28 protein-coding genes are annotated in these 26,908 nt (G+C 60.7%); 18 read left to right on the forward strand and 10 right to left on the reverse strand.

Annotation, left to right across the window (positions count from 1 at the left end; all coding sequences use genetic code 11):
* Window positions 1-762: an ABC transporter ATP-binding protein gene (locus RCF49_RS11675; protein WP_342640055.1), complete on the forward strand. Its 762-nt coding sequence runs from the start codon at window positions 1-3 to the stop codon at window positions 760-762.
* 13 nt (window positions 763-775) lie between these two features.
* On the forward strand, window positions 776-1,477 hold the full coding sequence (locus tag RCF49_RS11680; protein ID WP_432807397.1) for an ABC transporter ATP-binding protein: 702 nt from the start codon (window positions 776-778) through the stop codon (window positions 1,475-1,477).
* Window positions 1,478-1,588: 111 nt separating this feature from the next.
* Here the strand turns inward: RCF49_RS11680 and RCF49_RS11685 are convergent, their stop codons facing one another.
* Entirely contained in the window at window positions 1,589-1,828 is a 240-nt protein-coding gene (locus tag RCF49_RS11685; RefSeq protein ID WP_342640057.1) for a hypothetical protein, read from the reverse strand.
* Between the two features lie 234 nt (window positions 1,829-2,062).
* Here RCF49_RS11685 and RCF49_RS11690 point away from each other — a divergent pair, with 234 nt between their 5' ends.
* The 4 genes from RCF49_RS11690 to RCF49_RS11705 are packed head-to-tail and all read left to right on the forward strand — an operon-like array spanning window position 2,063 to window position 7,327.
* Entirely contained in the window at window positions 2,063-3,274 is a 1,212-nt protein-coding gene (locus tag RCF49_RS11690; RefSeq protein WP_342640058.1) for an ABC transporter substrate-binding protein, read from the forward strand.
* 36 nt (window positions 3,275-3,310) lie between these two features.
* Window positions 3,311-4,468: an acyl-CoA dehydrogenase family protein gene (locus RCF49_RS11695; protein WP_342640059.1), complete on the forward strand. Its 1,158-nt coding sequence runs from the start codon at window positions 3,311-3,313 to the stop codon at window positions 4,466-4,468.
* A 3-nt stretch (window positions 4,469-4,471) separates the two neighbouring features.
* Window positions 4,472-5,644: an acyl-CoA dehydrogenase family protein gene (locus RCF49_RS11700; RefSeq protein WP_342640060.1), complete on the forward strand. Its 1,173-nt coding sequence runs from the start codon at window positions 4,472-4,474 to the stop codon at window positions 5,642-5,644.
* A gap of 45 nt (window positions 5,645-5,689) precedes the next feature.
* Complete coding sequence (locus RCF49_RS11705) at window positions 5,690-7,327, forward strand: cyclohexanecarboxylate-CoA ligase (protein ID WP_342640061.1); 1,638 nt, start codon at window positions 5,690-5,692, stop codon at window positions 7,325-7,327.
* An 18-nt stretch (window positions 7,328-7,345) separates the two neighbouring features.
* Here the strand turns inward: RCF49_RS11705 and RCF49_RS11710 are convergent, their stop codons facing one another.
* Window positions 7,346-7,840: a MarR family winged helix-turn-helix transcriptional regulator gene (locus RCF49_RS11710; protein WP_342640062.1), complete on the reverse strand. Its 495-nt coding sequence runs from the start codon at window positions 7,838-7,840 to the stop codon at window positions 7,346-7,348.
* A 90-nt stretch (window positions 7,841-7,930) separates the two neighbouring features.
* Here RCF49_RS11710 and RCF49_RS11715 point away from each other — a divergent pair, with 90 nt between their 5' ends.
* The 3 genes from RCF49_RS11715 (at window position 7,931) to RCF49_RS11725 (ending at window position 10,800) form a co-directional block, all read left to right on the forward strand.
* Window positions 7,931-8,698 (forward strand): glucose 1-dehydrogenase, encoded by a 768-nt coding sequence (locus RCF49_RS11715; protein ID WP_342640063.1) that lies wholly within the window; start codon window positions 7,931-7,933, stop codon window positions 8,696-8,698.
* A gap of 50 nt (window positions 8,699-8,748) precedes the next feature.
* Complete coding sequence (gene badI, locus RCF49_RS11720; protein WP_342640064.1) at window positions 8,749-9,537, forward strand: 2-ketocyclohexanecarboxyl-CoA hydrolase; 789 nt, start codon at window positions 8,749-8,751, stop codon at window positions 9,535-9,537.
* Between the two features lie 543 nt (window positions 9,538-10,080).
* Complete coding sequence (locus RCF49_RS11725; protein WP_342640065.1) at window positions 10,081-10,800, forward strand: hypothetical protein; 720 nt, start codon at window positions 10,081-10,083, stop codon at window positions 10,798-10,800.
* A gap of 104 nt (window positions 10,801-10,904) precedes the next feature.
* Here RCF49_RS11725 and RCF49_RS11730 read toward each other — a convergent pair whose 3' ends face one another.
* Window positions 10,905-11,597 (reverse strand): TetR family transcriptional regulator C-terminal domain-containing protein, encoded by a 693-nt coding sequence (locus tag RCF49_RS11730; protein WP_342640066.1) that lies wholly within the window; start codon window positions 11,595-11,597, stop codon window positions 10,905-10,907.
* A gap of 162 nt (window positions 11,598-11,759) precedes the next feature.
* Here RCF49_RS11730 and RCF49_RS11735 point away from each other — a divergent pair, with 162 nt between their 5' ends.
* The 5 genes from RCF49_RS11735 to RCF49_RS11755 all read left to right on the forward strand — a co-directional run bounded on the left by RCF49_RS11735 (window position 11,760) and on the right by RCF49_RS11755 (window position 16,273).
* Window positions 11,760-12,635 (forward strand): ABC transporter ATP-binding protein, encoded by an 876-nt coding sequence (locus tag RCF49_RS11735; RefSeq protein ID WP_342640067.1) that lies wholly within the window; start codon window positions 11,760-11,762, stop codon window positions 12,633-12,635.
* A 39-nt stretch (window positions 12,636-12,674) separates the two neighbouring features.
* Window positions 12,675-13,451 carry a transporter substrate-binding domain-containing protein gene (locus tag RCF49_RS11740; protein ID WP_342640068.1) on the forward strand — a complete coding sequence of 259 codons (777 nt, stop codon included), beginning with the start codon at window positions 12,675-12,677 and terminating at the stop codon, window positions 13,449-13,451.
* An 89-nt stretch (window positions 13,452-13,540) separates the two neighbouring features.
* Complete coding sequence (locus tag RCF49_RS11745) at window positions 13,541-14,254, forward strand: ABC transporter permease (RefSeq protein WP_342640069.1); 714 nt, start codon at window positions 13,541-13,543, stop codon at window positions 14,252-14,254.
* 17 nt (window positions 14,255-14,271) lie between these two features.
* Window positions 14,272-15,102, forward strand: coding sequence for an ABC transporter permease (locus RCF49_RS11750; RefSeq protein WP_342644188.1), 831 nt, complete (start codon window positions 14,272-14,274; stop codon window positions 15,100-15,102).
* A gap of 1 nt (window position 15,103) precedes the next feature.
* On the forward strand, window positions 15,104-16,273 hold the full coding sequence (locus tag RCF49_RS11755; RefSeq protein ID WP_342640070.1) for a M20 aminoacylase family protein: 1,170 nt from the start codon (window positions 15,104-15,106) through the stop codon (window positions 16,271-16,273).
* Window positions 16,274-16,370: 97 nt separating this feature from the next.
* Here the strand turns inward: RCF49_RS11755 and RCF49_RS11760 are convergent, their stop codons facing one another.
* The 6 genes from RCF49_RS11760 to RCF49_RS11785 form a co-directional block, all read right to left on the reverse strand.
* Window positions 16,371-17,480, reverse strand: coding sequence for a YihY/virulence factor BrkB family protein (locus RCF49_RS11760; RefSeq protein ID WP_342640071.1), 1,110 nt, complete (start codon window positions 17,478-17,480; stop codon window positions 16,371-16,373).
* Window positions 17,481-17,546: 66 nt separating this feature from the next.
* Complete coding sequence (locus tag RCF49_RS11765) at window positions 17,547-18,428, reverse strand: SIR2 family NAD-dependent protein deacylase (protein WP_342640072.1); 882 nt, start codon at window positions 18,426-18,428, stop codon at window positions 17,547-17,549.
* A gap of 48 nt (window positions 18,429-18,476) precedes the next feature.
* A complete protein-coding gene (locus RCF49_RS11770; RefSeq protein ID WP_342640073.1) occupies window positions 18,477-18,926 on the reverse strand; it encodes a VOC family protein in 450 nt (149 codons plus the stop codon).
* A gap of 157 nt (window positions 18,927-19,083) precedes the next feature.
* Window positions 19,084-19,578, reverse strand: a complete 495-nt coding sequence (locus tag RCF49_RS11775) for a ferritin-like domain-containing protein (RefSeq protein WP_342640074.1) — start codon at window positions 19,576-19,578, stop codon at window positions 19,084-19,086.
* A 154-nt stretch (window positions 19,579-19,732) separates the two neighbouring features.
* Window positions 19,733-21,262 (reverse strand): malonate--CoA ligase, encoded by a 1,530-nt coding sequence (locus RCF49_RS11780; protein ID WP_342640075.1) that lies wholly within the window; start codon window positions 21,260-21,262, stop codon window positions 19,733-19,735.
* A gap of 236 nt (window positions 21,263-21,498) precedes the next feature.
* Window positions 21,499-22,017, reverse strand: coding sequence for a ferritin-like domain-containing protein (locus RCF49_RS11785; protein ID WP_342640076.1), 519 nt, complete (start codon window positions 22,015-22,017; stop codon window positions 21,499-21,501).
* Between the two features lie 351 nt (window positions 22,018-22,368).
* On the opposite strand from RCF49_RS11785, the gene RCF49_RS11790 reads away from it, so the two are divergent.
* Entirely contained in the window at window positions 22,369-23,046 is a 678-nt protein-coding gene (locus RCF49_RS11790; RefSeq protein WP_342640077.1) for a CDP-alcohol phosphatidyltransferase family protein, read from the forward strand.
* On the forward strand, window positions 23,043-24,641 hold the full coding sequence (locus RCF49_RS11795) for a sulfatase (RefSeq protein WP_342640078.1): 1,599 nt from the start codon (window positions 23,043-23,045) through the stop codon (window positions 24,639-24,641). Before RCF49_RS11790 ends, RCF49_RS11795 begins: the two co-directional genes overlap by 4 nt.
* On the opposite strand, the gene RCF49_RS11800 is transcribed toward RCF49_RS11795, so the two are convergent.
* The gene (locus tag RCF49_RS11800; RefSeq protein WP_342640079.1) at window positions 24,638-25,177 is read right to left on the reverse strand and encodes a cytochrome b; all 540 of its coding nucleotides are present in this window, start codon (window positions 25,175-25,177) and stop codon (window positions 24,638-24,640) included. The genes RCF49_RS11795 and RCF49_RS11800 overlap by 4 nt on opposite strands.
* A 221-nt stretch (window positions 25,178-25,398) precedes the next feature.
* Between RCF49_RS11800 and RCF49_RS11805 the strand changes: the two genes are divergently transcribed.
* Complete coding sequence (locus RCF49_RS11805) at window positions 25,399-26,133, forward strand: aspartate/glutamate racemase family protein (RefSeq protein ID WP_342640080.1); 735 nt, start codon at window positions 25,399-25,401, stop codon at window positions 26,131-26,133.
* 28 nt (window positions 26,134-26,161) lie between these two features.
* Window positions 26,162-26,896 carry an aspartate/glutamate racemase family protein gene (locus RCF49_RS11810; protein ID WP_342640081.1) on the forward strand — a complete coding sequence of 245 codons (735 nt, stop codon included), beginning with the start codon at window positions 26,162-26,164 and terminating at the stop codon, window positions 26,894-26,896.
* Window positions 26,897-26,908 lie beyond the last annotated feature (12 nt).

The following is a 26,908-nucleotide window of genomic DNA, read 5'->3' on the forward strand; positions in this document are numbered from 1 at the left end:
ATGCTGCAAATCGAGAACCTGTATAAGGCCTTCGGTGGCGTGGTCGCCATCAACGACGTCTCGCTTACCTTTCCCACGGGCTCGTTGACTGCGGTGATCGGACCGAACGGCGCCGGCAAAACTACCTTTTTCAACCTGATCTCGGGCCAGATCCGGCCTGATCGTGGTCGGGTTTTGTTCGAGGATCAGGATCTGGTGGGCCTGTCGAGCCTCGAGATCGTGCGCTGCGGCATCGGCCGCGCCTTCCAGGTCGCCTCGATTTTTCCAAGCCTCACCTTGCGTGAAAGCCTCATGGCGGCAGTGATCTCCCATCGCCGACAATCGGCGCAGGTTTTCAGCCGCTTTCCCCTGCCCAGCGCGGAAGCGCGGGTCGATGACATCATGGGCCTCCTGGGGTTGCGATCCAAGGCCGATCACTTGTCGCGCAATCTCTCCCATGGCGACCAGAAGCTGCTGGACATTGCCCTCGCCCTCGCACTCGAGCCCAAGGTGCTGCTGCTGGACGAGCCGACTGCCGGCATGGGCCCGGAAGAGCGCTGGCAGATGATCGATAAGGTCTACCGCCTCTGGCAGACCGAAAAGATGACCCTGGTCTTCATCGAGCACGACATGGATATCGTCTTCAAGATCGCTCAGAGCATTCACGTGCTGAAATACGGCACGGTGCTCGCCCAGGGCACACCTGACGAAATTCGCCGCAACCAGGATGTGATTGACGCCTATCTCGGCACGGATCACTTCGCCGCTGAGGTAAGGGTGTAGGTCGATGAGCACCATGCTGGAAGTCAACGGCCTCGATGTATTCTATGGCGCAAGCCAGATACTGTTCGGCGTTGATTTGAAGGTCGAGAAAAGCCAGACCATGGCTTTGCTTGGCCGCAATGGCGCAGGCAAGAGCACCACTTTCAAGGCGATCGCCGGCATCGTGCCACCCCGTCGCGGCGAGGTGCGCTTGGGCGGCGATGTCATTTCCGGCCGCAAGCCCTATCGCATCGCCCGCGCCGGCATCGGCTTCGTGCCCGAGGACCGCCAGGTCTTTCCCGAGCACACGGTCGAGGACAATCTGCTCATTGGCATGAAGAAGGGTCCCAACGGCGAAAGCCATTGGACGCTCGAGCGGATTTACGACATCTTTCCCATTCTCGCGAGCATGCGCACCCGCATGGCCGGCCGTCTTTCCGGTGGCGAACAGCAGATGCTGACGATTGCGCGCACCCTGATGGGCAATCCCGAGATCCTGCTGCTCGATGAGCCGTCCGAGGGCCTTGCGCCCATCATTGTCCAATCCATCGGTGAGCTGATCAAGCAGCTGCGCGAGATGGGCGTCACCATTCTCCTGGCCGAGCAGAACATGCATTTCTGCTTAGGGATTGCCACCCATGCGACGGTCGTCGACAAAGGCCAGATCGTCTATCGCGATACCATCGAGGGCTTGCGGGCCAATGACGCGATAAAGCAGCGCTATCTCGCGATTTAGAGCATTCTCGAGCGAAAGTGGATACCGGTTCGCGTGAGGAAAAACGCAACCGGCAAGTGCTTAGAGCGATTTCGCGATTCAGAAAAGCGAGAAAGCTCTATCCCAGGTTCGCTACTCTTCCTGTATTTCCTGAAGCGTGACCTTGCACATCGGGTTGATCTTGTCGAAATGCGGTGCCAGGCACTCCCACAAGCTGTCGACATTGTCTGCGTCGACCCCCGGGCAATATTCCTCTATGGCGTCACCGCAATAGCTCTGCAGCGCATATCGCTCATCATCCATCAATTGCGCTGACGCCCAGCCGTTCGAAAGCGCAAAGACCACAACCGCCAATCCGACTGCTTTTCTCATCTGGCGCCTCGTTGCCGTGTTTCCGAATTAACTATGCGCTCCTCTTCGCTGGACGGATAGCAGCTTTTCCGCCTTTGGTTAGCAGTTCAATGGCATCCGCTGTGATCAGGGGTTCGCCTGACGCCTCTCACAATATATCAATCCCTTGACATATGCTGAGATACAGCAGATCCTTTATATATCTCCCGGGAGAACACGGGAGCCACAACGAAAAGAAGATCTGGGAGGGTATCCATGGGGAAGCGGACCGGGTTCGGCGCCCTGATTGCCGGCTTGATGATTGTCGCCACGCAAGCCGAGGCGGAGACGACCATCAAGATCGGCGTATTGAACGACAAGACCGGAATTTATGCGGATCTCGCCGGCGAAGGGTCGGTTGTCGCAGCCCGCATGGCTGCCGAGGATTTCGGCGGTAAGGCCAAGGGCATCCATGTCGAAATCCTCTCGGCCGATCACCAGAACAAGCCGGATATTGGCGTCAACATTGTCCGTGAATGGATCGATCGCCAGGATGTGGATGTCATTTCCGACGTCCCTGGATCAGCCTTGGCGCTCGCGGTCAGCGATATCACCCGCGAGAAGAACAGGATCCATCTCAATTCCGGCTCGGCCACCGCGGACCTCACTGGGCCGAAATGCTCGCCCAACACCGTCCACTGGACCTATGACACCTGGGCGCTCGCCCATGGCACGGGCAAGGCCATGGTGGAGCAGGGTGGCGATACCTGGTTCTTTCTCACCGCCGACTACGCCTTCGGCCATGCCATGGAGCGCGATACGGCTGCCGTGGTCGAGGCCGCCGGCGGCAAGGTGCTCGGCTCCGTGCGCCACCCCTTTCCGAATAGCGACTTTTCATCCTTCCTGCTTCAGGCGCAATCCTCAGGCGCCAAGGTCATCGGCCTGGCGAATGCTGGCGGCGACATGATCAACGCCATCAAACAGGCCTCCGAATTCGGCATTGTCCAGCGTGGCCAATCCATTGCCAGCTTGGTCGCCTTCATTTCCGACGTCCACGCCTTGGGCTTGCCAGTGGCGCAGGGGCTCGTGCTGACCGGCGCCTTTTACTGGGACCAGAACGAGGAGACGCGCCGCTGGTCCGAGCGCTTCGCCAAACTGCACGGTGGCAGGATGCCAACCCAGGTTCAGGCGGGGGTCTATTCCTCGATCATGCACTACCTCAAGGCTGTGGAAGCTGCTGGCACGAAGGACTCGGGCCTCGTGATGGCCAAAATGCGGGAAATGCCGATCGATGATCCGCTGTTCGGTAAGGGGCATATCCGCGTTGATGGCCGTGCGGTGCACGACATGTATCTCTTCCGCGTGAAAAAGCCCGAACAGTCGAAAGGCGAGTGGGACGTCTACGAGATCCTTGCCACAATTCCCGGCGACCAGGCCTTCCGCCCGCTCAAAGAGGGTGGCTGTCCGCTCGTAAATTCAGCAGGGTAAGACACTCCCTGAAGAAAGGCCCATGGCAAGGTAGCAATGGCTTTAGACAGTTCGACACGTGAAGCCCTGGTGGCGGAGGTTCGCGCCTTCGTTACCGAACAGTTGATTCCCGCCGAACGAGAGGTCGCGGACAGCGACCTCATTCCGCCCTCTATCGTTGAGCAGATGCGGCAACTCGGCCTGTTCGGCCTGTCGGTGCCCGAGGCCTATGGCGGCCTTGGCCTCTCGATGGAAGACGAGGTGTACATCATGTTCGAGCTGGGCCGGGCCTCCCCCGCCTTCCGCTCATTGATCGGCACCAATGTGGGCATCGGCTCACAAGGCATAGTGATGGACGGCACGGACGCGCAGAAGGCACGCTTTCTGCCCCCGATCGCCTCGGGTGAGGTCATTGCCTCCTTTGCGCTCACCGAGCCGGAAGCGGGATCGGATGCCGCCTCCCTGCGCACCACCGCTCACCGCGAAGGCGCATTTTACGTCCTGAACGGCGCCAAGCGCTTCATCACCAATGCCCCCCATGCCGGCCTGTTCACGGTAATGGCGCGGACAGATCCCGATAAGCCCGGCGCGGCCGGCATCTCTGCCTTCATTGTTGAGAAGGGCACGCCCGGCCTCAGCGTCGGGCGGCCGGAGCGAAAGATGGGCCAGCAAGGAGCCCACATCGCCGATGTCGTTTTCGACAATTGCCGCGTGCCCGCCGAAAACCTGATTGGCGGCATCGAGGGTCAGGGCTTCAAAACGGCGATGAAAGTGCTCGACCGTGGGCGGCTCGGCATTTCCGCAGCTTGCGTCGGCCTCGCCAGCCGCATTCTCGAGGAGAGCGTCGCCTATGCCCTGGAACGCCGCCAGTTCGGCCATTCCATTTCCGACTATCAGCTCATCCAGGCAATGATCGCCGACTCGCGCACCGAGATTTATGCGGCCCGCTGCATGGTGCTCGAGACCGCGCGGGCCCGTGATGCCGACGCCGATATCGGGACCGAAGCATCTGCCTGCAAGCTATTTGCCTCCGAGATGGTCGGCCGCGTTGCTGATCGAAACGTGCAGATCCATGGCGGGGCCGGCTATATCGCCGATTATCCTGCCGAGCGCCATTACCGCGATGTTCGCCTGTACCGCATCTATGAGGGCACGTCCGAGATTCAACGCCTGAAAATTGCCCGTGACACGTTGCGCGAAGGAAGGACCGGCTGACCCATGGAGCAGATCGCGCTGTCCAGTGCCGGCTTTCTCTTGGGCCTCTCCTCAGAGCATGAGAGTTTTCGTGAAACGGCTTTGCGCTTTGCACGCGACGAGCTCGCGCCCAGTTCGCGAGACTTCGAGAAGCAGGGGTGCATTCCGCTGCATGTGCGTAAGCGAATGGGGGCGCTCGGCCTCATCGGCGTGGAATTTCCCGAGGCCGTCGGCGGCCTCGGCCTTGATCATGTCACCAGCGGTGTCGTCCTGGAAGCTGTTGCGGAGGGTGACTTCAACGCCGCCTATGTCCAGCTTCTCGCGTCCCTATGCGGAACCATTCTCCTGCGCCACGGCAGCCGCGACCTGCAGGCGGAAATCTTGCCCCAGCTCTGCCGCGGCGAAAGCCTGATCGCCCTTGCGCTCACTGAACCCCAGGGCGGGTCGGATGCTGCAGCCCTGCGCCTGAAGGCCACGGCAGATGGCAATACCTATGTGCTCGATGGCGAGAAGACTTCGATCTCGCTCGCCGATCAGGCGGATTACGCCGTGGTTTTCGCACGCACTGGTACCGAGGCTGAACGGGCGCGCGGCATCTCGGCCTTTCTCGTTGATCTCGATTCGCCCGGCATCTCCCGCACCCGCTTCGATGATCTCGGCCAGAATGCGATCGGACGGGGCTCCATCTTCTTTGATCGGGTCCGTGTGCCCGCCAGCCGCCGGCTCGGGGCCGAGGGCGCCGGTTTCGTCCAGGTCATGCAGGGCTTCGACTTCAGCCGCGCGCTGATCGGGCTCCAATGTCTGGCGGCGGCGCGGGTTTCCCTTGCTGAAACCTGGCGCTACATCGCCGAAAGGCGCGCCTTCGGAAAACCTCTGTCGGATAATCAAGGCCTCACCTTTCCGCTCGCCGAATGCGAGACGCAGCTCGCCGCTGCCCGCCTGCTCTGCTATCGCACGCTGGCGGCCAAGGATGCGGGGCTCCCGCACACGAAAGAAGCGGCCATGTGCAAATGGTGGGCGCCCAAACTGGCCCATGACACCATCCATCACTGCCTGCTCGCCCACGGCCATGCCGGATATAGCAAGGAATTGCCATTCGAGCAGCGGCTGCGCGACGTTCTCGGGCTGCAGATCGGCGATGGCACCGCGCAGATCATGAAGCTGATTATCGCGCGCGAGGCATTGCGGGCGCTCTAGAACGCTCAAGCCTCAAGACTGCGTGGACTATTGGGAGGGAACATTATGCCGCTCTATACACCGGACCCGGCACGCCGTACCGCCATGATCGCCGCCGGCCATTGGCGCGACCAGACCCTTCTCGACCATCTGGCTCGTGCGGTGGCGGCAACACCGGAGAAATTGGCCGTGGTCGCCTTTCGCTCGGAGAATGGCGGCGAGACGCGCCTCACCTATCGCGAGTTGGACAACCGCGCCACGGCCCTTGCTGCCAACCTCGCGCGGTTGGGTGTCAATCGTGGCGATGTCGTCTCATTCCAATTGCCCAACTGGTGGGAATTCACAGTCCTACACCTCGCCTGCCTGAAGCTCGGCGCGGTCAGCAATCCGCTGATGATCATCTTCCGCGAGCGTGAGCTGCGCTTCATGCTCGGCCTTGCTGAAAGCAAGATTTTCGTCGTACCCGCGACCTTCCGGGGCTTTGATTACGCCGGCATGGCCAGGGATGTCCGGGCGGAATTGCCAGCCCTCGAGCATCTCCTCATTGTCGGCAGCGGTGGCGATGACGATTTCCAGCAGCTGCTTGCGCACGCCCCAAGTGGTGCAGCAAGCGCGACCGCCAGTGGACAGCTCTCCGCCGATGACGTGGTCCAGCTTCTCTACACCAGCGGCACCACAGGTGAGCCCAAGGGTGTGATGCACACCTCCAACACGATGCTGTCCAATCTGGTGCCTTTTGCGGAACGGCTTCGCCTGACCCGGAGCGAAGTGATCCATATGCCCTCGCCCATGGCCCATCAGCTCGGCTTCATGTACGGGCTCGTCCTGCCGGTCATGCTGGGCGCGACTGCCGTTCTGCAGGACATCTTCAATCCCGAGGAGATGACCCGGCAGGTGCTCGCCGAGAATGTCACCTTCACCATGGGCGCGACGCCCTTCCTCAATGACTTCGTCAATCATGTCGAAAAGAGCGGGGCAAAGCCACACAGCCTGCGCGTCTTCGTGTCCGCGGGCGCGCCCATACCGCGTGCGCTGGTCACCAAAGGCCGCGAGGTGTTGGGCGCGGCCATCATCTCCGGCTGGGGCATGTCGGAGAATGGCGCGGTCACCACGACCCGCATCGAGGACCCCGAGGAGATCACCACCAACACGGATGGCTGCGTGCTGCCGGGCATGGAGCTTAAGGTGGTGGATGCGTCCGGCAACGCCGTCGTCGCGGGCGAGGAAGGCCGCCTCCTCGTGCGGGGCTGCTCCAATTTCGTCGGTTATCTGAAGCGGCCCGAGCTTGCCAATATCGACAGCGATGGCTGGTTCGATACGGGCGATATCGCCCGCATGGATGAGCAAGGCTATATCAGGATCACGGGCCGCTCGAAGGACATCATCATTCGCGGTGGCGAGAACATTCCCGTGGTGGAGATCGAGGGCATTCTGTTCCGGCACCCCGCCGTGGCGGCAGCGGCCATTGTCGGTTATCCCGACCCGCGTCTCGGTGAGCGCGCCTGTGCCTTTGTGGTGCCGCGCGATGGCGCGGATTTCACCTTCGATGACATGGTCTCCTACCTGCTCGCGCAGAAAATGGCCCGTCAATATGTGCCCGAGCGCCTTGAGCTCGTGCAGGAATTGCCGCGAACGCCCAGCGGCAAGATCCAGAAGTTCAAGCTGAGAGAGGTGCTCGTACGTGAGCAGCGCCAGGCGGGATGAGCGGTGCCGAACGCGCGCTCACACAAGGTTGAGGCCGTTCTTCAGCCGGTCGAGCAGGCGGTAGAGCACCACCTGCTCCTCCAGGCTGAAATCGGCGAGGACCGCTGCGTAAAAGGCCTCGATTTCATCGAGCATCTGCGACCAGATGGCCTCTCCGCTCTCTGTGAGTTTGATACGCCGGCTACGTCCATCCTCCGCATCCTTGACCCGCGCGATCCAGCCGCGCGCTTCCAGCCTGTCGAGCACCGGCGTGAGATTTTGACGGGTGACCATCAGGAACTCGATCAGGTCCTTCACGGTCACCCCGTTTTCCCGTGCGGCAGGCCGGGCCAATGCGCCGAGCACAGCCCATTGCTGCGTGGTGCTGCCGAACTTCGAGACGAACCGTGTACCAACCTTATGCATGAGATTCGAGCTCTGATAGAGCCTGAAGAAGACGCGGTTGGCCACATCGAACTCGGCGGTCACGCTCACCTTTCGCTGCGGTAGTGTTTTGAGTTGCGAGTCCGCCATGAAGGTCCTACACAAGATACATCAATACATTGCCATTTTTATGGCCGAAGCATAGCATTCACGTATCATAATGCAAAGCGAGTGAACCCAGTGGAAGGCATAATCGGCAAACACGTCATCATCACAGGTGGCGGGGGCGGCATCGGATCCGCCACGGCCCGGCACTTCGCGAAGCTTGGCGGCAAGGTCTCGATCTTCGACCGCGATTGTGCGGCTGCAGAAAAGGTTGCCGCGGCGATCAGCGAGACGGGCGGCTCCGCCCGCGCATTCCCATGCGATATCACCCGGCGCGATGAGATCGAGGCCGCGGTCGAAGGGGCCAGCAGCGCCTTCGGGCCGGTGACGACGCTGGTCAACAATGCCGGCTGGGACATCTTTCGCCCGTTTCTGCAGACCAATCCCGAGGAATGGGAAAAGCTCATCAGCATCAACCTGATGGGCCCGCTTCACATGCACCATGTGATACTGCCCGGCATGGTAGAGCGCCGGCATGGCCGCGTGATCAATGTCGCCTCCGATGCGGCCCGGGTTGGATCGACGGGCGAAGCGGTCTATGCAGCCTGCAAGGCGGGGCTCCTCGCCCTATCGAAGACACTGGCGCGCGAGCATGCCAGGCACGGCATCACCTTCAACGTGGTCTGTCCCGGTCCAACCGACACCAATCTCCTAGCTTCGGTCGCAAGCAGTTCCAGCAATCCGGAGAAATTGACCGAAGCCTTCCGCCGCGCGATTCCCATGGGAAGGATCGGCACACCGGATGATCTGCCCGGCGCCATTGCCTTTTTCGCCAGCGATGCGGCAGGCTTCGTGACCGGCCAGGTTTTGAGCGTATCCGGCGGCCTGACCATGGTCGGGTAATGATACCCAGCCGAGCAACAGCCAGCACGCTCGCATATCGGAGAACTGTCATGACGAGTTATCAAGATATCCTGTATTCGGAAGATGCCGGAGTGGCGCGGATCACCATCAATCGTCCTGATCGGTACAACGCCTTTCGTGGCCAGACCGTGGAAGAGCTCATCGGTGCCTTCCAGCGTGCCGGCTGGAACCGGGATATTGGCGTGATCGTGCTCACCGGCGCGGGTGATAAAGCCTTCTGCACCGGCGGTGACCAGACGGCCCATGATGGCCAATATGACGGGCGTGGCACCATCGGGCTGCCCATTGAGGAACTCCACACGCTCATGCGCGACGTGCCCAAGCCTGTCATCGCCCGTGTGCAAGGTTTTGCCATCGGCGGCGGCAACGTGCTCGCCACTTTGTGCGACCTGACGATCGCCTCGGATAAAGCGCAGTTCGGCCAGGTGGGGCCAAAGGTCGGCTCCGTCGACCCCGGTTTCGGCACGGCCTATCTTGCCCGCGTGGTCGGTGAGAAGAAGGCGCGCGAGATCTGGTATCTCTGCCGTCGATATACAGCTCACGAAGCAATGGCCATGGGCCTCGTCAACACAGTCGTGCCTCATGACGAGCTCGATGCAGAGGTCGAGCGCTGGTGTGCTGAACTGCTGGAGCGTAGCCCGACGGCGCTTGCCATTGCCAAACGCTCCTTCAATGCCGATACCGAGAATATTCGCGGCATCGGCTCGCTCGGCATGCAGGCGCTCAGCCTCTATTACGACACCGAGGAGTCAAAGGAAGGCGGCAAGGCCTTCCGCGAGAAGCGCAAGCCCGATTTTCGCCGCTTCACCAAGCGGTAACCGCGTTACAGCCAAGCGGTCATACAGTCTCGCTGCCGGTGCCGGAACCTTGCTCCCCATCGGGAACCGCTCGATACCTGCACTGATTTTATCCTCTCCAGGTTAGAGCGTGAGGATCGATCATGAACCGTGACCAGAACCCGAAAAAGACGTCTGCCACGCCCCCCGAAACGCGCGAGAAGAGACCAGAGCCATCGAGAAGAATGCCAGCCGCCGGCCCGCATGCCGATCCACGGCTGATGAATCCCGATGCAACCCCCGGGACCGGCGCGCTGCCACCCATCGGCGAGTCGGACGATCCAAACATGCAGTCGACGGGCTGACCTCGCCCCGACCGCCAGCTCACGCGGCGCCAAAAGTCCGGCAGCACATCAGGGCTGGCAGAGCCCACCGCGCTTAACCCGGTCCATTTTCTGTCAAGGGCCGGATCCCGCGCCTCATGACTGGCGATTCAAAATTCGCCACATCAGCAGCACATCTCCGACACATCTCTGGGGATCTTGGCCGCGCTACCATGATGACCCCATGAACAGGAGATGAGCAGTGATTAAGATCGCCAATATTCTCAAGGAAAACGAGTGGAGATCGCTTCAACACATAAGCGGCGGTAAGTTTACAGATTTCAAGGACAACCCTGCTTCCTTGGTCGAAGAGCTCGGTGCTATCAACTATGCCACCCAGACAAGAACCGTAACTGAGTTTCTTCAGCTCGACGGCGACATTCTCACCCGAAAATCCGAGCTTTCCCTCATCTTAGGGATAAGCTCTCGCGGCGATGAACCCTGTACAGACCTTCCTTCGCCCACCGTGTTCGCGAGCGCCGGTGAAAACGGGATGGCTGAGGACGCGCCATCCCAGCAGCCATCCGCGCCGCTATTCGCGCATGTCCACGGCTCGGTCATGCTGGAGCACACCGATGACCCGACGCTTGCAAGCCCAGATAGTTCGCTCGAAATATTCCTCGCCAGAGTAAAAGACTTCCAAAACACCATCGCAGAGCGCCAATCCGGTAAGGTCGAGATCCGGATGAGGCCAAAAGAAGAGGATGCTTGGAGCTCGATCTCGCGCGAACAAACCGAGGACTGGATTTCCCGCTCGACCGCCGATGGACGGCTTAAGGCAATTCTCCGCGATACAAAGACGGATCGCTACGAGCCTCCGGTGACGCAGAGCACAACCTTGCTGCTCTTAGAGCTTGTTGACGAGGAATATGGAGTTCTTGAAATCAATATGCATGGAAACCTGGAGCATTGGAGCGCCTAAAAGATTTCCGAGCGAAGGGGAATACCGGTTCGCGTGAAGAGACCGAGCAAGACCTTAGCGCGGTTTCGCGATTCGAAGAAAAGCGCAACCGCTCTAGCCGCGTCCTAGCTATGGCCTCCAACGGCGGCGAGCGCGGGTTCGATCCGTCGTAAAGGCATCTCCAATATCGCCTCGACGGCCTCTATCCCGATCACTGCAAGCTTCCCGCCGGTAAAGAGCTCGCTTGCCAAGCATCCTTCGAGCCATAAGCCATCAATGATGGCATTGATCTTGACGGCATATCGCGCGCAGAGCTCGAGCGGGCTCGGGCGCCCCGCCTCTTTCAGCACATCCCCCACCAGCACCTCGAACTCGCGACAATAGCCGAAATACCCTTCCCGATGGATTTCCGCCATGGTCTGATCGACATGGATGCGGCTGATGAAACTGGCCCAGAGCGTGAGCCGCCGCATGTCCAGCACAGGCTCGGTGAGATTGGCCTCGACAAAGACGCGCAGCCGGTCCCGCGGGCTTTGTGCGCTTCCCGCCGCGGCCCTGGCCATGACGATCATCTCCTGCATCGTCACGCGGTAGGCCTCATAGATCATCTGATCCTTGGACGCGAAATAATGGCGGATCAAGCCGTTGGTCACCCCGGCGCGCACCGCGATCTCGCGCACCGTCGCGGCATGAAGGCCCTTCTCCGCCACGCAGTCGAGCGTCGCCCGAATCAAGTCCTGCTTGCGGACATTTTCGTCCACCCGATGAAACTTGCGCCGGTTTGCAGCCTTTACCGCCGGTTCTGCCTTGTCAGGCATGACTGTCCCCTCTCGCAACGTCTCAAACGGCTATAAGGCCCTCGCGGTAGAGCCCTGATCCCGGTGCGCCCAGCCCGTCTTCTCATCCTAATTATGCAGTTGAATAATCAAACCTCAAATGCATTAATACCGGAAACTGGAATCCCTGGGGCAAGGGACGCCATGAGAACACAACATGATGGCGCCGGGGAAAACGAGGGAGCTCAGGTTTCGCGGGTGAGGGACACACCGACCGCAGCAACCGCTCGCACGCCAAGCGCAGCAGGGGCCAGCGCCACTCCTGCAGTCGAAGTCATCGACGTGCACAAATATTTCGGACCGCTGGAAGTCCTGAAGGGTGTTTCGCTCACCGCACATGACAGCGATGTGGTCGCAATCATCGGAGCGAGCGGGTCGGGCAAATCCACGCTGCTGCGTTGTGTGAACATGCTGGAGGTGCCGACCGCCGGCACGGTCAGGCTTCGCGGCGAGGAGATCGCCATGAAGCCGGACGGGCATGGTGGGCAAATCATTGCCGACCGCAAACAGGTTCAGCGCCTGCGCACCAGACTGGGCATGGTCTTTCAGACCTTCAATCTCTGGCAGCACATGACGTTGCGGGAGAATGTTATCGAAGTGCCCGTCCATGTGCTGGGTGTGCCGAAAGCGGAGGCGATCGAGACTGCCGATGCCCTGCTCCAGCGTGTCGGGCTCTATGAAAAGCGGGATATCTATCCCGCATTCCTTTCCGGCGGCCAGCAGCAGCGCGCCGCCATTGCCCGCGCGCTCGCCATCAAGCCGGACGTTATGCTGTTCGATGAGCCGACCTCTGCCCTCGATCCTGAGCTGGTGGGCGAGGTGCTTTCTGTGATCAGTGATCTCGCCCGCGAAGGACGCACGATGATCCTGGTGACCCACGAAATGAAATTCGCCCGCGAGGTCGCAACCCGTATCGTGTTCCTGCACAACGGCGCGATCGAAGAGGAAGGCGAGCCGGAAGCCGTTTTCACATCACCCAAGTCGGAGCGTTTGGCACGGTTCCTGAGCTCCACCCGGTAACAGAAGCAAGAGCTGACACAGCAAGGAGGAGGGGTTGAGATGAAGCGATTGGTGAGCAAACTGGCCGCCGCGATTCTGGCCATTGGACTGACTTCGGCAGCATCACAGGCTGAGACGCTCAAAGTCGGCATAGCCGCCGAACCCTATCCGCCCTTCTCCGTGCCGGACGCGCAAGGAAACTGGCATGGTTGGGAGATTGAATTTGCCAAGGCAGCCTGCGAAGCAGCCAAGCTGACCTGCGAAATCACGCCAGTCGCTTGGGACGGCATCATTCCAGCACTCACGTCGAAGAAGATCGACATGATCGTGGCCTCAATGTCGATCACGGCTGAACGGCAGAAGACCATTGATTTTACCAATAAGTATTACAACACGCCCACGATGGTGGCCGGTCCCAAGTCATTGAAGTTCGATGCCACACCAGAAGGCCTGAAAGGCAAGGTGCTCGGCGTCCAGGTTTCGACCGTGCACGAGGCCTATGCCAAGAAGCATTTCACGGATGCCGAGATCAAGATCTACCAGACCCAGGATGAAGCGAATCAGGATCTTGTGGCCGGGCGCATCGATGCTATTCAGGCAGACGGTATCGCGATCCAGGACTTCATCAAGACGCCTGAAGCCCAAGCGTGCTGTGAGATCAAGGGCGAAGTGGCGGAGGATTTGGAGGTTCTGGGCCCCGGTGTGGGGATCGGCGTGCGCAAAGGGGATACGGAGTTGAAGGAAAAACTCAATGCCGCCATTGCCGAGATCCGAAAGAACGGCAAGTATGATGAGATCGCGAAGAAATACTTTGATTTTGATATTTACGGTAGCTGAGATAAGCGCCGTGAATTGGCATCTCACCTGAACGGCCTTTATGCCCGTCTGCCGGACGGGTGTGTTGCACCACGCAAGGGATCGTATTGATGTCGATCCAATGGGAGCTTCTGGCGCTGACCCCGCCCGGCTGGGGAGGTCTGCTGCTGCAGGGCCTTCTCACGTCGCTCCAGATTGCCGGCGGCGGCTATCTGCTGGGGCTCAGCCTCGGCATTGGCGGGGCCTTTGGCAAGCTTTATGGTGGCCCCGTCCTGCGCGATCTTCTTGAATGCTACACCACCATCGTCCGTGCCGTTCCCGAGCTGGTGCTGATCCTTCTTCTCTATTACGCGGGAACGGATCTCCTGAACCGCATCCTCACGAGCTTGGGCGCGGACACGATCGACATCAATGGCCTTGCCGCCGGCATCATGGTCGTCGGCATTGTCCAGGGCGCCTATTCGACTGAAGTGCTGCGGGGCGCCATCAAAGCGATCCCCTTCGGTGAGATCGAGGCCGCGCGAGCCTTTGGCATGCCACCCCTGCTGATGCTGCGACGGGTAACATGGCCCGCTATGTTGCCCCATGCATTGCCTGGGCTCTCGAACCTCTGGCTGATAGCCACCAAGGACACGGCGCTCCTTGCCGTCATCGGCTTTACCGAGCTCACCCTTGCGACGCGGCAAGCCGGAGGAGCGACCAAAGCCTATTTCCTGTTCTTCTGTGCAGCGGGTGCGCTTTATCTCGCGGTGACCCTGGTCTCCAACGGCATTGTTGCACTTCTTGAGCGGCGCGCGCGACGCGGCCTGCCGAGCCCCAGGTAGGGATGATGTCGGTGGATATGATCGACAAGGCCGCCATAGCAAACACCCCCGCGCGCGAGACCAGACCCGCCGGCGACCTGCGTAAACTGCTCCGACCCCATCGCATCCTGCTTGTGCTTATGGCCGCCACGTTGGTGATCTATATGGTCATGACGATGCGCTGGGATTGGCTGCCCGAATACTGGCCGATGCTGCTGGTCGGGGTCTGGCACACGATCTTGCTGCTGATCACCAGTGCCCTTCTGGGCTTTCTGCTCGCCGTTCCGCTGGGTCTGGTGCAGGTGACGGGGCCGGCGCCGCTATCCTGGCTCGCACGCAGCTTTTGCACCATCATTCGCGGAACGCCGCTCCTGCTTCAGCTCTGGTTGATCTATTACGGCGTGGGCTCCCTGTTCCCGCAGATCCCGGAGATCCGCAACTCGTTCCTCTGGCCCTATCTCCGCGAGGCCTGGCCTTATGGCATTCTCGCGCTCACACTCTCATTTGCGGGCTATGAGGGCGAGGTGATGCGTGGCGCCTTTGCCGGAGTTCCCCGCGGGGAGCTGGACGCGGCGCGGGCCTTCGGAATGGGCCGCTTCACCACCCTGCGTCGTATTTGGCTGCCCCGGGCGATACACCGCGCGCTTCCCACCCTCAATGGCGACATGGTTCTGCAGCTCAAGTCGACACCGCTCGTGGCCACGATCACGGTCATCGATGTCTATGCCGTGATCTCGCGCATTCGCCAGGACACTTACCTCGTCTATGAGCCCCTGCTCTTTCTTGCGCTCGTCTACATGTGCCTGACCGCGATTCTCGTGATGATCTTCCGGTATTTCGAAGCACGCATTCCCACCCGCGGTGCCTGACATGAACATTTCTGCGCTTGTTCGCAACGATCTTCCGGATCTGATTGCAATGCGGCACCAGCTCCATGCGAACCCGGAGCTCGGCCTTGAGGAGGAATGGACCTCGGACTTCGTGGCCCGCGAGCTCGCTATGCTGGGCTATGAAGTCCATCGTGGTCTCGCCAGAACCGGCGTTGTCGGCACGCTCCGCAATGGCTCGAGCACCCGAGCGATCGGCCTGCGGGCGGACATGGATGCCTTGCCGATCCAGGAGGAGACCGGTCTCGATTATGCCAGCAAGAAGCCTGGCCTCATGCATGCCTGCGGCCATGATGGGCATGTGACCATGCTGCTCGGCGCGGCACGGGCCATCGCTGAGCGGCGCAACTTCGACGGCACCGTGCATCTCATCTTCCAGCCCGCGGAGGAGAATGCCGGCGGCGCCCTGCTGATGGTCGAGGAGGGCCTGTTCGAGCGTTTTCCCTGCGATGCGATCTTCGCCCTCCACAATGAGCCCGCTTTGCCCTTCGGGCAGTTTGCCCTGCGGGAAGGCCCGATCATGGCCGCTGTGGATGAGGCGAGGATCATTGTACAAGGCAGAGGTGGTCATGGCGCCGAACCCGAAAGCACCATCGACCCGGTGGTCGCAAGCGCTGCGATCGTCATGGCGCTGCAAACCATCGTGTCCCGCAATATTGACCCGATGGATCAGGCGGTCGTAACCGTAGGCGCGATCCATGGCGGCAGCGCCAGCAACATTATTCCCGAGCGGGTCGAACTGGTGGTGGGTATTCGCTCCTTCGGCAGCGCGGCACGTGATCACCTGGAAAAGCGCATCACGGAAATCGCGCGCCTGCAGGCCGAAAGCTATGGCTGCCGCGCAATGATCGACTATTTCCGCAGCTACGACGCCACAATCAACCATAAGGCGGAGACCGATTATCTCCGGGAAGTGGCGATCCGTTTTGCGGGACGGGAGAATGTTGCGGACCTCGAGCACCCTTTCATGGGCAGCGAGGATTTCGCCTATATGCTGAATGCACGGCCAGGCTCCTATTTCTTCCTAGGCTCGCGCGTGACACCCGATGACAAGCCGCTGCACCACCCCGGCTATGATTTCAACGATGATATCATTCCGCTCGGGGTCGCGTTCTGGACGGAACTGGTGGAAGATTATCTGAAGCCAAGATGATCGGCGGCGGGAGCATTCCAGCCAGACAGCACATCAGACGCGCCACGAGAAAAGCCCGCGGCCCAAGCCGACGATGCGCGCGGTCGCAAACGGAACCTCAGCCCGCGGCTCGCCCGATCGTGTCCGCCATCACGGCGCCACGCCGACCGAGAGGCTCTGTGGGTTCTTTCGTCGTATCGCGGACAGTCTGATGTTCCATTTCCGAGTTGAGCTCGGCGCAGGCGAGGATCACCACGGTGGAAATCCAGATCCAGGTCATGAAGGCGATAACTGCGCCGAGCGACCCATAAGTCTCGTTGTACGATGCGAAATTGGCGACGTACCAGGAGAACAGGCCGGAGGCTGCAAGCCACAACAGCCCGCCAAGCAATGCCCCCCAGATCACCCAGCGCCACTTGGCATGAGCACGGCTCGGGCCATAGCGGTAGAGCGCCCCGATCGAAACCACGAAGAAGACATAGAGGATCGGCCAACGCACCCATTTCAACACCGTTTCCGCCGTCGAGCCCTGCCCGAACAGATCCAGAATGATCGGAACCGCGACCACCGCGCCGATCGTGATGATTCCGAGAAGCACCGCGCCGAAGGTGAAAAGCAAAGAGAGGCCGTAGAGCTTGATATAGCCGCGCTTTTCATCTTCCTCATAGACGATGTTAAGCGAGTCGATGATTGCCCGTACCCCGGCGCTGGCGCTCCACAGGGCAATGGCAAGGCCGATGAAGAAGCCGAACCCCAATGACTTGTTGCTTTCCCCTGCAATACTCCCCAATTGCCCGCCCACGATATTGATGGCTTCGGCCGGAAGCAGGCTTTCCAGCATGCTGAGGTGGCTTCCAATCGTCTGTGGATCGGCCAGGAGGCCATAAAGCGAAATGAAGGCGGCGATACCCGGGAATAGTGCGAGCATGGTGTAGAAGGTCACGCCGGCCGCCACGGCCATGAGCCGGTCGCTGGTAAACTCCTCGTAAACGCGAACGAGGATATCCCACCAGCCCTTCCTCGGGATTTGGGTTGGAGATTTCGCACCGCGGCCGCGATTATCTCGCGTCGAGGCGACAGCCGGGCGGCTCGGGTTGCCGACGGCAGGGATCTCCGAAGGCGCATTGTTGCGGCGCGCACGCGCAAGCAGCGAGAGAAGCAGGATCGCACCGGCAATGGTCGCGAAATTGCCAAATGGTGCACCGGTCTTCGATTTTTCGTCGCGCATGTCAGAAATCCCAGCCCTGTGTGCCGCTCTTAACGTCGCCGCCCGGCGCCCGTTCCGACATTCGCGTCAATCGGATCTGTTAGCGCTCAAACGTTTGACTCGGTCCCTGATCCGACAGAGGAAATTATAGAGCCCATCCTCAGCCGATTCCGCGTCCTCGCTGACCATCGAAATCCCCCACCGGGCCAGAATGGCTTCCTGAACCTGATTGGGATTCGGCATGAACACATAGGATCGCGGCCGGTCCTTTTCGTAGCCGGACCGGCTCCACATCTCCCAAAGCCGGTGCAACAGCAGCCGGATATTCATGTCGGACATGCTATAGCCGATGAACAGAATTGTATTGCCGAGGGAGTCGGACCGAAACTTCAGGTCGAGTGGCGTTTCGAACGAGAGCCGATTGAAATAATCCGTTTCCGCAAGAACCAGCGAAGCATCTTCGTCGAAATCACCGTGGTACTTGATGATCTGTGTCACGCCCGGCGCCGCTTTCGCCACGTCCTTCGCAGTGGCGATCTTCACGAATGGCTTCTCATAGAGAGTGAAGGCCACTTCGAGATTTCTGTCGTAATTCGTGGTGTAGATGATCGGAAAATCGAGCTCGACGATCAGCTTATGCAGCCGCGATTGCTTGACCTTCTCATCGGAAACCTTCCAGTTCCGATCCATCCAGCTCCGCAATGGGCCGATGCTTCCCTCCTTCAGCCGATAATATTCAGCAAGCATCTGATAGCTGCAGTCCTTGACCTCGGCGCAATGCTTGTCGAGGCCGAGATCCTCGACCATGTGCTCGATAAGCGTGCTCCAGGACGGCAGTCCCACATTCATCGAGACCCCGGCGCCGACGAACAGAATGACCTTGCGTTGGCAGATGGCGTCGGCCAGCTCTTCCACGGCTGAAGCGATGTCCGGCGTTTGATCGCCCAAGGATTTTGCCTTCAGAGGCATGGAACCCTCAGCACCGGACCGGAGTGCTGCCCTAGAATGATCTGAACCCTATTTGCCGTAATCGGGAAAGGCGCAGGCCAGCTTGTTCCCGTCGAGATCCCGGACATAGCAGACATAGAAATGCGGTCCGTAAGCCTCGCGCGTTCCAGGCGGTCCTTCGCAGGTCCCGCCATGCTGGAGGGCTGCTTCGTGAAAGGCCTTGACCTCTTTGTCCGATTGGCCGCGCAGGGCGATCATGGTGCCGTTACCGACACTGGGCGGATTGCCGTCGAACGGGGGACAGATGCAGAAGCTCACGCCCGCGTCATATTCCGGGCCCCAGGCTGCCCAATCATCCTCGGTGAGCCGGCGGCGGTGCCCAAGCACGCCGAGCACCGCGTCATAGAAGGGGATCGAGCGCTTCACATCCCGCACACCAAGCGTGGTGTAGAGGATCATCGACTTTCCCCGATGCCCCTCGGACTGATGAGGATTTGCGGCTGGTGAGACCGTGTCCATGATCGATATCCCGGATTGGAATCGCGCGTGGATCATTCGAACTGATTACCCACTCGCGCCGAGGCGATGCTATCCAAGCAAAGACTTCGAGAACGCAAGCGGCATACGCTGCGTCCCGGACGACCGATGAGTTCGGCCATCCGGGGCAGACGTCGGATCAGGCGGCCTGTGCCTTCTGGTTGGCAGCTTGATCAGCCAGCTTGGTGAGAAGCTCGTCGGTTTTATATTCTTCCGAGAGCGTTTGATCGAGCAGCTTGGCTGCGTCTTTCATGCCCAGCATTTCCGCCCAGCGCTTTAGCGTGCCGTAGCGGGCGATCTCGTAATGCTCGACCGCCTGAGCCGCCGAAACGAGCCCGGCATCCAGCGCGGGAGCACCCTTGAACTCGTCCAGGATTTCTTCGCCTTCTTCGATGATGCCTTCGATCGCCGGGCATGTCTTGCCTTGGGCACGCTTACCGAAGATTTCGAAGACCTGCTGCAGGCGCTCGATCTGCCCTTCGGTCTCTTCGCGGTGCTTTTCCAGGGCCGCTTTCAGTTCCGGCAGCTTGGCACCTCTTGCCATTTTCGGAAGAGCTTTCACGATCTTCCGCTCGGCATAATAGATGTCCTTAAGTGTATCGTGGAACAGGCTCTCCAGGTTCTTTTCAGCCATGTGTCATCCCCTTGCGAGATCTGGTGGGTTCGAGATGTGACCCTCGAAAAATCCCGGTGGGATGATTTCGTTCCGATTCGCGACGGGCTTCTGCTTGAAGATCCGGGTGATGGCTAACGCGAGCGGCGCCCAGCTTCCGGGCCGGCGGCGGCGCTCAGGCGACCGTGCTGAACAGGTCTCCATATTGCTTGCGCAGCTCGGCCTTCTGCACCTTGCCCATGGTATTGCGCGGTAGCTCGCCGATCTGAATGACCCGCTTCGGCACCTTGAATTTGGCAAGCCGCTGGGCAAGCCGTTCGATCACCTCCGGTTCGGCGATCACCACATTGGGCAGGCTGGTGACGACGGCGACCACCGCCTCGCCAAAATCCGGATGCGGAACGCCTATGACCGCGGATTCGCGGACACCTGGCAGCTGGTCCAGCTCGGATTCCACTTCCTTCGGATAGACATTGAAGCCGCCGCTGATGATGAGATCCTTGCCCCGGCCAACGATTGTCACGCGGCCTTCCTCGTCCATGCTGGCGAGATCGCCGGTGATGAAAAAGCCGTCCGGCCTGATTTCCTCGGCCGTCTTCTCTGGCATGCGCCAATATCCTTTGAACCGGTTGGGTCCGTTGGTCTCAAGCATGCCCACCTCGCCAGGTGCAACCGGCCGGCCTTCACCATCGACGATGCGCACCGAAACTTCCGGCAAGGGAAAGCCCACGGTTCCGGGCACCCGCTCCCCGTCATAGGGGTTCGAGGTGATCATGCCGCATTCGGTCATGCCATAGCGCTCGAGGATCTTGTGACCGGTCACCGCCTCGAACTGGCGATGGGTATCAGCCAAGAGCGGCGCCGAGCCGGAGATGAAGAGCCGCATGTTGCCGCACACGTCCTGGCTGAACCCGGCATGCCCGAGAAGCCGGGTGTAAAAGGTCGGCACACCCATCATGAGAGTGGCGCGTGGCAGCTGAGCGATCACCTGATCGGCGTCGAACTTATCCAGCCAGATGATCTCCGACCTGTTCAGGAAGGCCGTATTCAGCGCCACGTAAAGTCCATGCACATGGAAGATCGGCAGCGCATGCAACAGCACATCACCCGGCGCGAATGCCCAGAGATCTTTCAAGGTGAGCGCGTTCGAGGACAGGTTGCGATGCGTCAGCATGGCGCCCTTGGAGCGCCCCGTCGTGCCGGATGTATAGAGCAGACCTGCAAGGTCGTCCGGGCCACGATGGGCGGTCTCTGCAGCCACCGCCATGCTCGCGGCCAGCTCCGCCAGCGAGCCTTCGCCCTGAGCATCCAGCGTCTCGACGGCAGGCACGCCATGCTTGTCGGCCAGATCATCCATCGCTGCCCGCCGAACAGGATCGGTCACGATGAGCCGGGGCTCCGCGTCGCCGACGAAATAGTCCACTTCAGCAGTCGTATAGGCGGTGTTGAGCGGCTGATAGACCGCACCCACCTTCATGACTGCCAGATAGAGCGCCACATTGTTGAGCGATTTCTCGACCTGGACCGTCACCCGGTCATCCGGCCGAACTCCGAGCTCGCGCAGGGCGTTGGCGAACCGCCCGACGCGCTCGAGCAGACCGGCATAGGAGAGCCCCGCCCGGCCCGGAAGCGAAAAAGCCGGTTGATCACCGGCCTCGATGAACCTCTGCTCGAGCAAGGCGTAGAGATTGCTGTTCGCGCCCATCGGTCCCGTCTTTCGCTCAGCCGGGAGCGGGCCGGCAAGGCCGCCCACTCTTCCAGGTCTACCCTTCCATGATAGTCTCCGGCGAATACCACGTAAGGGATCGCGGCGGAAGAGCCGAAGACGGCTGGACCATCGCCAGGCATCTGTGGCGGATATGCGCATGCAGCGGAGCCGACAGCCGCCGGCTCCTTGATCTCCGTTCCGATATTCAACCCCCTTGGGCCGCTATCGCGAGCCTAGCGATTTGCCTGCTCGCCCGCCTGCTTGAGTGTGAGGAAGCGCGTGGTGGTGCCGGCAATATGCTTGTCCAGCCAGTCCGCCATGGCCATTTCCTCATCGAGCGACTGCTTCAAAGCAGGCACTGCGCTGCTGAAACCACCCGCTTCGGCGATGGTGATCAGGGATTTGTAGCTCGCGATCTCGTAATTCTCGAACGCGTAGTTGGCGAACGTGTTCTTGAGGATCTCGTCGCCAGCCATGCTGTGGCCCATGGCGGCCATATTCGCCATGACCTTGGCAGCCGTATCCTTGAAGGTTGATGGGCTATCGCCGACGCTGTCGAGAATGGCCTCGAGGCGGCTGATCTGGCCCTCGGTCTCCGTGAGATGTTGCTGCAGCCGCTGGGCGGCTTCAGGATAGTTCTCAAGACGCTCGACCTGCCGGCTGATCAGGGAAACCGCCTCATTCTCCACCGCGTGAGCATTGCGAAGCCCCGCCAAAAACACATCCCGTACGGCTTCGTCCTGGTTCGTCATGATTGTCTCCTTTAGCTGCTCCAGGCCAAGCAACGCAGGGCTTCAGACGATGTTCCGCTTTCGGCACGCTAGCCAGGGGCCCCGGAAAAGAGGGCACAGGCACGGCAAGATGACATTTGCTTGAAGGTGCTTGAAACGCCCCCGGGGCAGGTTAATCTGGCTCCACGCCTGATCTCGGCGTGTGAGTATCCCTATGCAGCGGCGTAAGTACCGATCGCCAGCCCCAAGTGCAAACAGACGCCGGAAATGCGGCGCCCTGCGTCGGTCTGAATGCGAAGGGCAGCGGTCATGATCGTTGCCCGTTCAAACCCTTTCTCGGCTGGTCTTTGCTTGTATGCTGCAGGCTCGGTCGTGGCCGTGAGCGTTGGCGCTCTCGGGCAGCTGGGCTTTGCCCGTCCAGCCAGCGCCGGCGTCGCCTTGGTCGTCTTTGCAGCGATCGTGGTCCTGGTGCTGCTTGCCTTGCGCCGCAACGGAATGGCCACATTCGGGCCAGCCAATGCGGTCACCCTCATGAGGGCCGTCTTGGCAAGCCTGATCGCCGGCCTCACCTGCGAATCGCTCTATGGCACCTCCGCCAATACAAGCTTCATCGCGCTCGTGCTGGTCATGGCCGGCGTAGCTGTGGCAACGGACGCCGTGGATGGATGGATCGCTCGCCGCTCTGGCATGGTTTCGAGCTTCGGCGCTCGGTTCGATATGGAAACCGATGCCTTGCTGATCCTCATCCTCTCGGTTCTTGCATGGAGTCTCGGACAAGCCGGGTTTTGGATCATCGCGGCCGGCCTCATGCGATATGCGTTCCAGCTTGCGGGCTGGCGCTGGCCCGTTCTTGCTGCCCCATTGCCGCCTTCGCGCCGGCGTAAGCTGATCTGTGCTGTGCAGACCACCGGACTTATGATCATGCTCGTCGTGTCCACGCCGCTCAGCCATGCGATCGGCGCAATAACGCTCGGTCTTCTCGCAAGCTCATTCGCCATGGACATTCTGTGGCTGACCCGGCACCAGCCCCTGTCGGTCCCAAGTTCATGAGCCGCCTCGTCGCCATAGCCCGTCTTGCAGTTGCGTGCATCGTGGTCCAATGCATCCTGGTCTGGCCAGACCGGCTGGATGCGGTGGAGTGGAACGCATTCCTCAGCCCGCAAATCGAGCTCGCCATCGTGATCGGCGCCATTGCTCTCGCGGCAAGGCCCGGCTCAACCGGGCTCTGGCCCATGCTCATTCGCCGGGCCTTAACGGCATTCCTGGCTGTTCTGCTTGTTCTGCGCCTCGCGGATATGGTGATGAATGCCGCCTTTGGACGGCCATTCGATCTCGTGCTTGATCTGCACCTCATCGGCAAAGGCAGTAACTTTGTGGCCGATAGCTTGGGATTGGCCATCGGCCTGGCTCTCTGTATCGGGCTCGCCTTCGCCCTCATCATCATCATTTTCGCAATCGACCGCGCCATGGGCGAAATCGGCGCGGCCACCCTGCGCCTTGGTCGCTTTCGGCCGGTCGCCGCAGTTCTGCTGCTGGCAGGCGGCGGTATTGCGATCGCAAATCAGCCCGACCCTGTGCTCGCCAAGTCCTCATCCGCGCTCACGGCACATCTCGCCCGGGCCTATCAAAGCGCGACCGATCTGGAATCCTTCGCAGCGGAAGCTGCCGAGCAGCCGCTTGGGCATCTCCTGCCCTCACGCCGCCTGCAAGGCCTGGCCGGCAAGGATGTGATCTTCATCTTCATCGAATCCTATGGCGCGAGCACGCTCAGCGATGCCTCTTTCAAGCCGGCGATCAGCCACACCCTTGATGAGGCCCAACGCGCGATTGCGCAAAAAGGCTATGGGGTGCGCAGCGCCTTCCTCACCTCGACCACCATCGGCGGCCAGAGCTGGCTTGCCCAATCGGCTTTGATGTCCGGCTTGAGGATCGACAATCAAGGCCGTTACGATGCCTTCGTGCGCCAAGGCGGTCCCAACCTCGTCAGGGACTTCTCCTCCGCAGGCTGGCACACGGCCGCGATCGCACCGGCAATCACCCAACCATGGCCGGAAGCGCGGTCCTTCGGCTTCGATACCGTTCTCACCGCCGCCGATCTCGGCTATCGCGGTCAACCCTTCAGCTGGGTCACCATGCCGGACCAATTCACGCTCTCGGCCTTCGAGAAACGGGTGCGGAGCCAGCAGCTCGGGCCGGTGATGGCGCAGATCACGCTGATTTCGAGCCACGCCCCCTGGACCCCTCTACCCCAGCTGGTGAGCTGGGATGCCCTGGGCGATGGCACGGTCTTCAACGCCATGGCGAAGGCCGGCGAGCCCGCCGAGAGCCTTTGGCGCGATCATGATCGCGTCCGCCTCCAGTATCGGCGCGCCATCGAATACTCTCTGACAGCGATTGCCGATTATGTCCGGCATTATGGCAGCAAGGATCTCGTGCTGATCCTCGTTGGCGATCATCCGCCTGCGCCATGGATCGCCGGCAGCGCTGCCCGCGAGGTTCCCATCCATATCCTTGCGGCCGACCCGGACGTGTTGACCGCCCTCGATGATTGGCATTGGACGCACTCCATGCGCCCCGGACCAGAGGCGCCGGTTTGGCCGATGGCCGCCTTTCGCGAGCGCTTCGTGAAGGCATTTTCCGGCTAAATCATCCGCCGAAGCAAGCCATCCCGCCGGACAAATGTGTGATAGATCACGCCGGCCATATGCAGACAGAACAGCACGAGGATGGCATAGCCCAGCGCCACATGCACACCCATGAGATACGGCGCGAGCTCTGGCGAGTCCCCGATCGGGCTCGGCACCGTCACCACTCCGAACCATTGCAGCGGAAAGCCAAAGGCGTTGGTGGCGAGAAACCCGAAGATCGGCTGCAGGATCAGCGCCGCATAGAGCGACACATGCACTGTGGTCGCCAGGGCCCGGAACGCGGGCACGGGCTCTTCTCTTGGTGGCGCGCCGATGGCAAGGCGAACCGCAAGCCGCGCCAGCATTATCCAGAGAATGAGGAAGCCGAGCGATTCATGGATGAGGTAGAAGACTGGCTTGTCAGCTTCGGCCACGAACTTGATCAGGATGCCCACCGGCAGAACGATCAGCACAAGCAATGCAATCGTCCAGTGCAACGCGCGCATCAACGGATGATATCGCCCGGTTCTCGCACCCACAGGCCAGGTGGTCACGCCGCTTACTCCTCTTAACCCCGATGATATTGGCAGTCATGAGTAAAGGCCAGATCCTGTCAGCACAGGTTTAATTTTGCGTCCTCGACCTTCGACGATCTTGTGGACAGGACTCAATCCAATAGCTAGTCTCGAAACACGTGGCTGCGCGCGGAGACCAGCGTGCCGCACCATTTCTGTCGCGCAATCGGTGAGAGACATCTCCGACCCGGAGGATTGCAATGGCGACCTATGACCTAAGACCAGGAGCCCGCAGCGGCGGCCATGCCGTGGGTATTCTTCAGCTTGATTGCTGGCTGCCCTTCATCCCTGGCGATGTCGATAATGCCAGCACTTACGATTATCCGGTTATCTACAAGATGGTGCCGGGCCTGACCACGGCCGCCTGTCTCTCTGGCGCGCCGGAATTTGCCTCAGCTGTCGCAGCGGCTGCTATTGAGCTCGAAAAACAGGGTGTCCGTGCGATTTCGAGCGATTGTGGCTTCATGCTGCAATTCCAGGAGGCGGTCCGCGAGGCCGTTCGCATCCCGGTCGCCATGTCGAGCCTGCTTCAACTGCCGATCATCGCGGCAGCCCTCGCGCCAGACCAGCCCATCGCTGTCATCACCGCTGATTCCTCGAATCTGACCCCGGATTTCCTGAAGCGGGCCGGTGTCGCAATTCCCAACCCGCTGGTCATTCGTGGCCTCCAGGACCGACCCGAATTCAAGGCTGCTGTGTTCGACGAGCGTGGCGGCATAGACTCAGATCTGGTCACGGAAGAGATCGTGGCGCTCGCCAAGGAGATTGTGGCTGCTCATCCCAATACGGGCGCGGTCCTCTTGGAATGCTCCATGACACCGCCATACGCTAAAGCCGTGCAGGACGCGGTCGGACTGCCGGTCTTCGATTTCATCACCATGATCGACCAGGTCGAGCAGGCGACGCGGCCACGTTCTAACGCCCAGCTTTCCTGATCTGTTCGCGGCCTGGAGCCTGTTCACGATGCCGGTCTATCCCTCGCGCCCGCGAAAAAGCAGCTATGGTTATCCGCTTGGCGTCATCACCCTCGATGAGGAAGCGGTCTTTGCCCCGGGTGACGTGGCTTACGCCGGCAGCTACGACTTCCCCGTCTATTATCGCGTAGCGACCGGCACGGCCTTGGCCGGCATCGCACGAGGCGATTCCGCCCTCGAAGAGGCCGTCGTCACGGCTGCACGCGAGCTCGAGACACAGGGGGTTAGGGCCATCACCGGTGCCTCAGGGCTCCTGATCCATTATCAGGACGCGGTTGCCAGGGCCGTGAACATTCCCGTCCTGCTCTCCAGCCTGTCGCAGCTGCCCTTCATATCCATGCTGTTGGCAAGCGACCGCTCCATCGGCGTGATCACAGCAGATGCAAGGCTGCTCGGCAACCGCACCTTATCCCTTACCGGCATCGACGAGCGGCGCAGGCTCGTGACGCAGGGGATGGAGCAGGCGTCCCATTTCCGCGCCTCGGTGCTGGAGCATAGGGAGCCTCTCGATCCCCAGCGGATTGAGCAGGAGATCGTCGCAACCGCTCGCCAGATGGCCGAGGCTGACCCAGATATGGGCGCGATCCTGCTCGAAGGTGCAATGATGCCCGCCTATGCCGCCGCGGTGAACAAGGCCACGGCACTGCCGGTCTTCGATTACATGACCATGATCCGGCAGCTCAAGCACGCGACCCACCAGCGTGCCTATTCCGGCTATTACTGAGCCTTGCATTCA

Origin of the sequence: Rhodoligotrophos sp. CJ14 (assembly GCF_038811545.1) — a bacterium.
Lineage (GTDB): Bacteria > Pseudomonadota > Alphaproteobacteria > Rhizobiales > Im1 > Rhodoligotrophos > Rhodoligotrophos ferricapiens.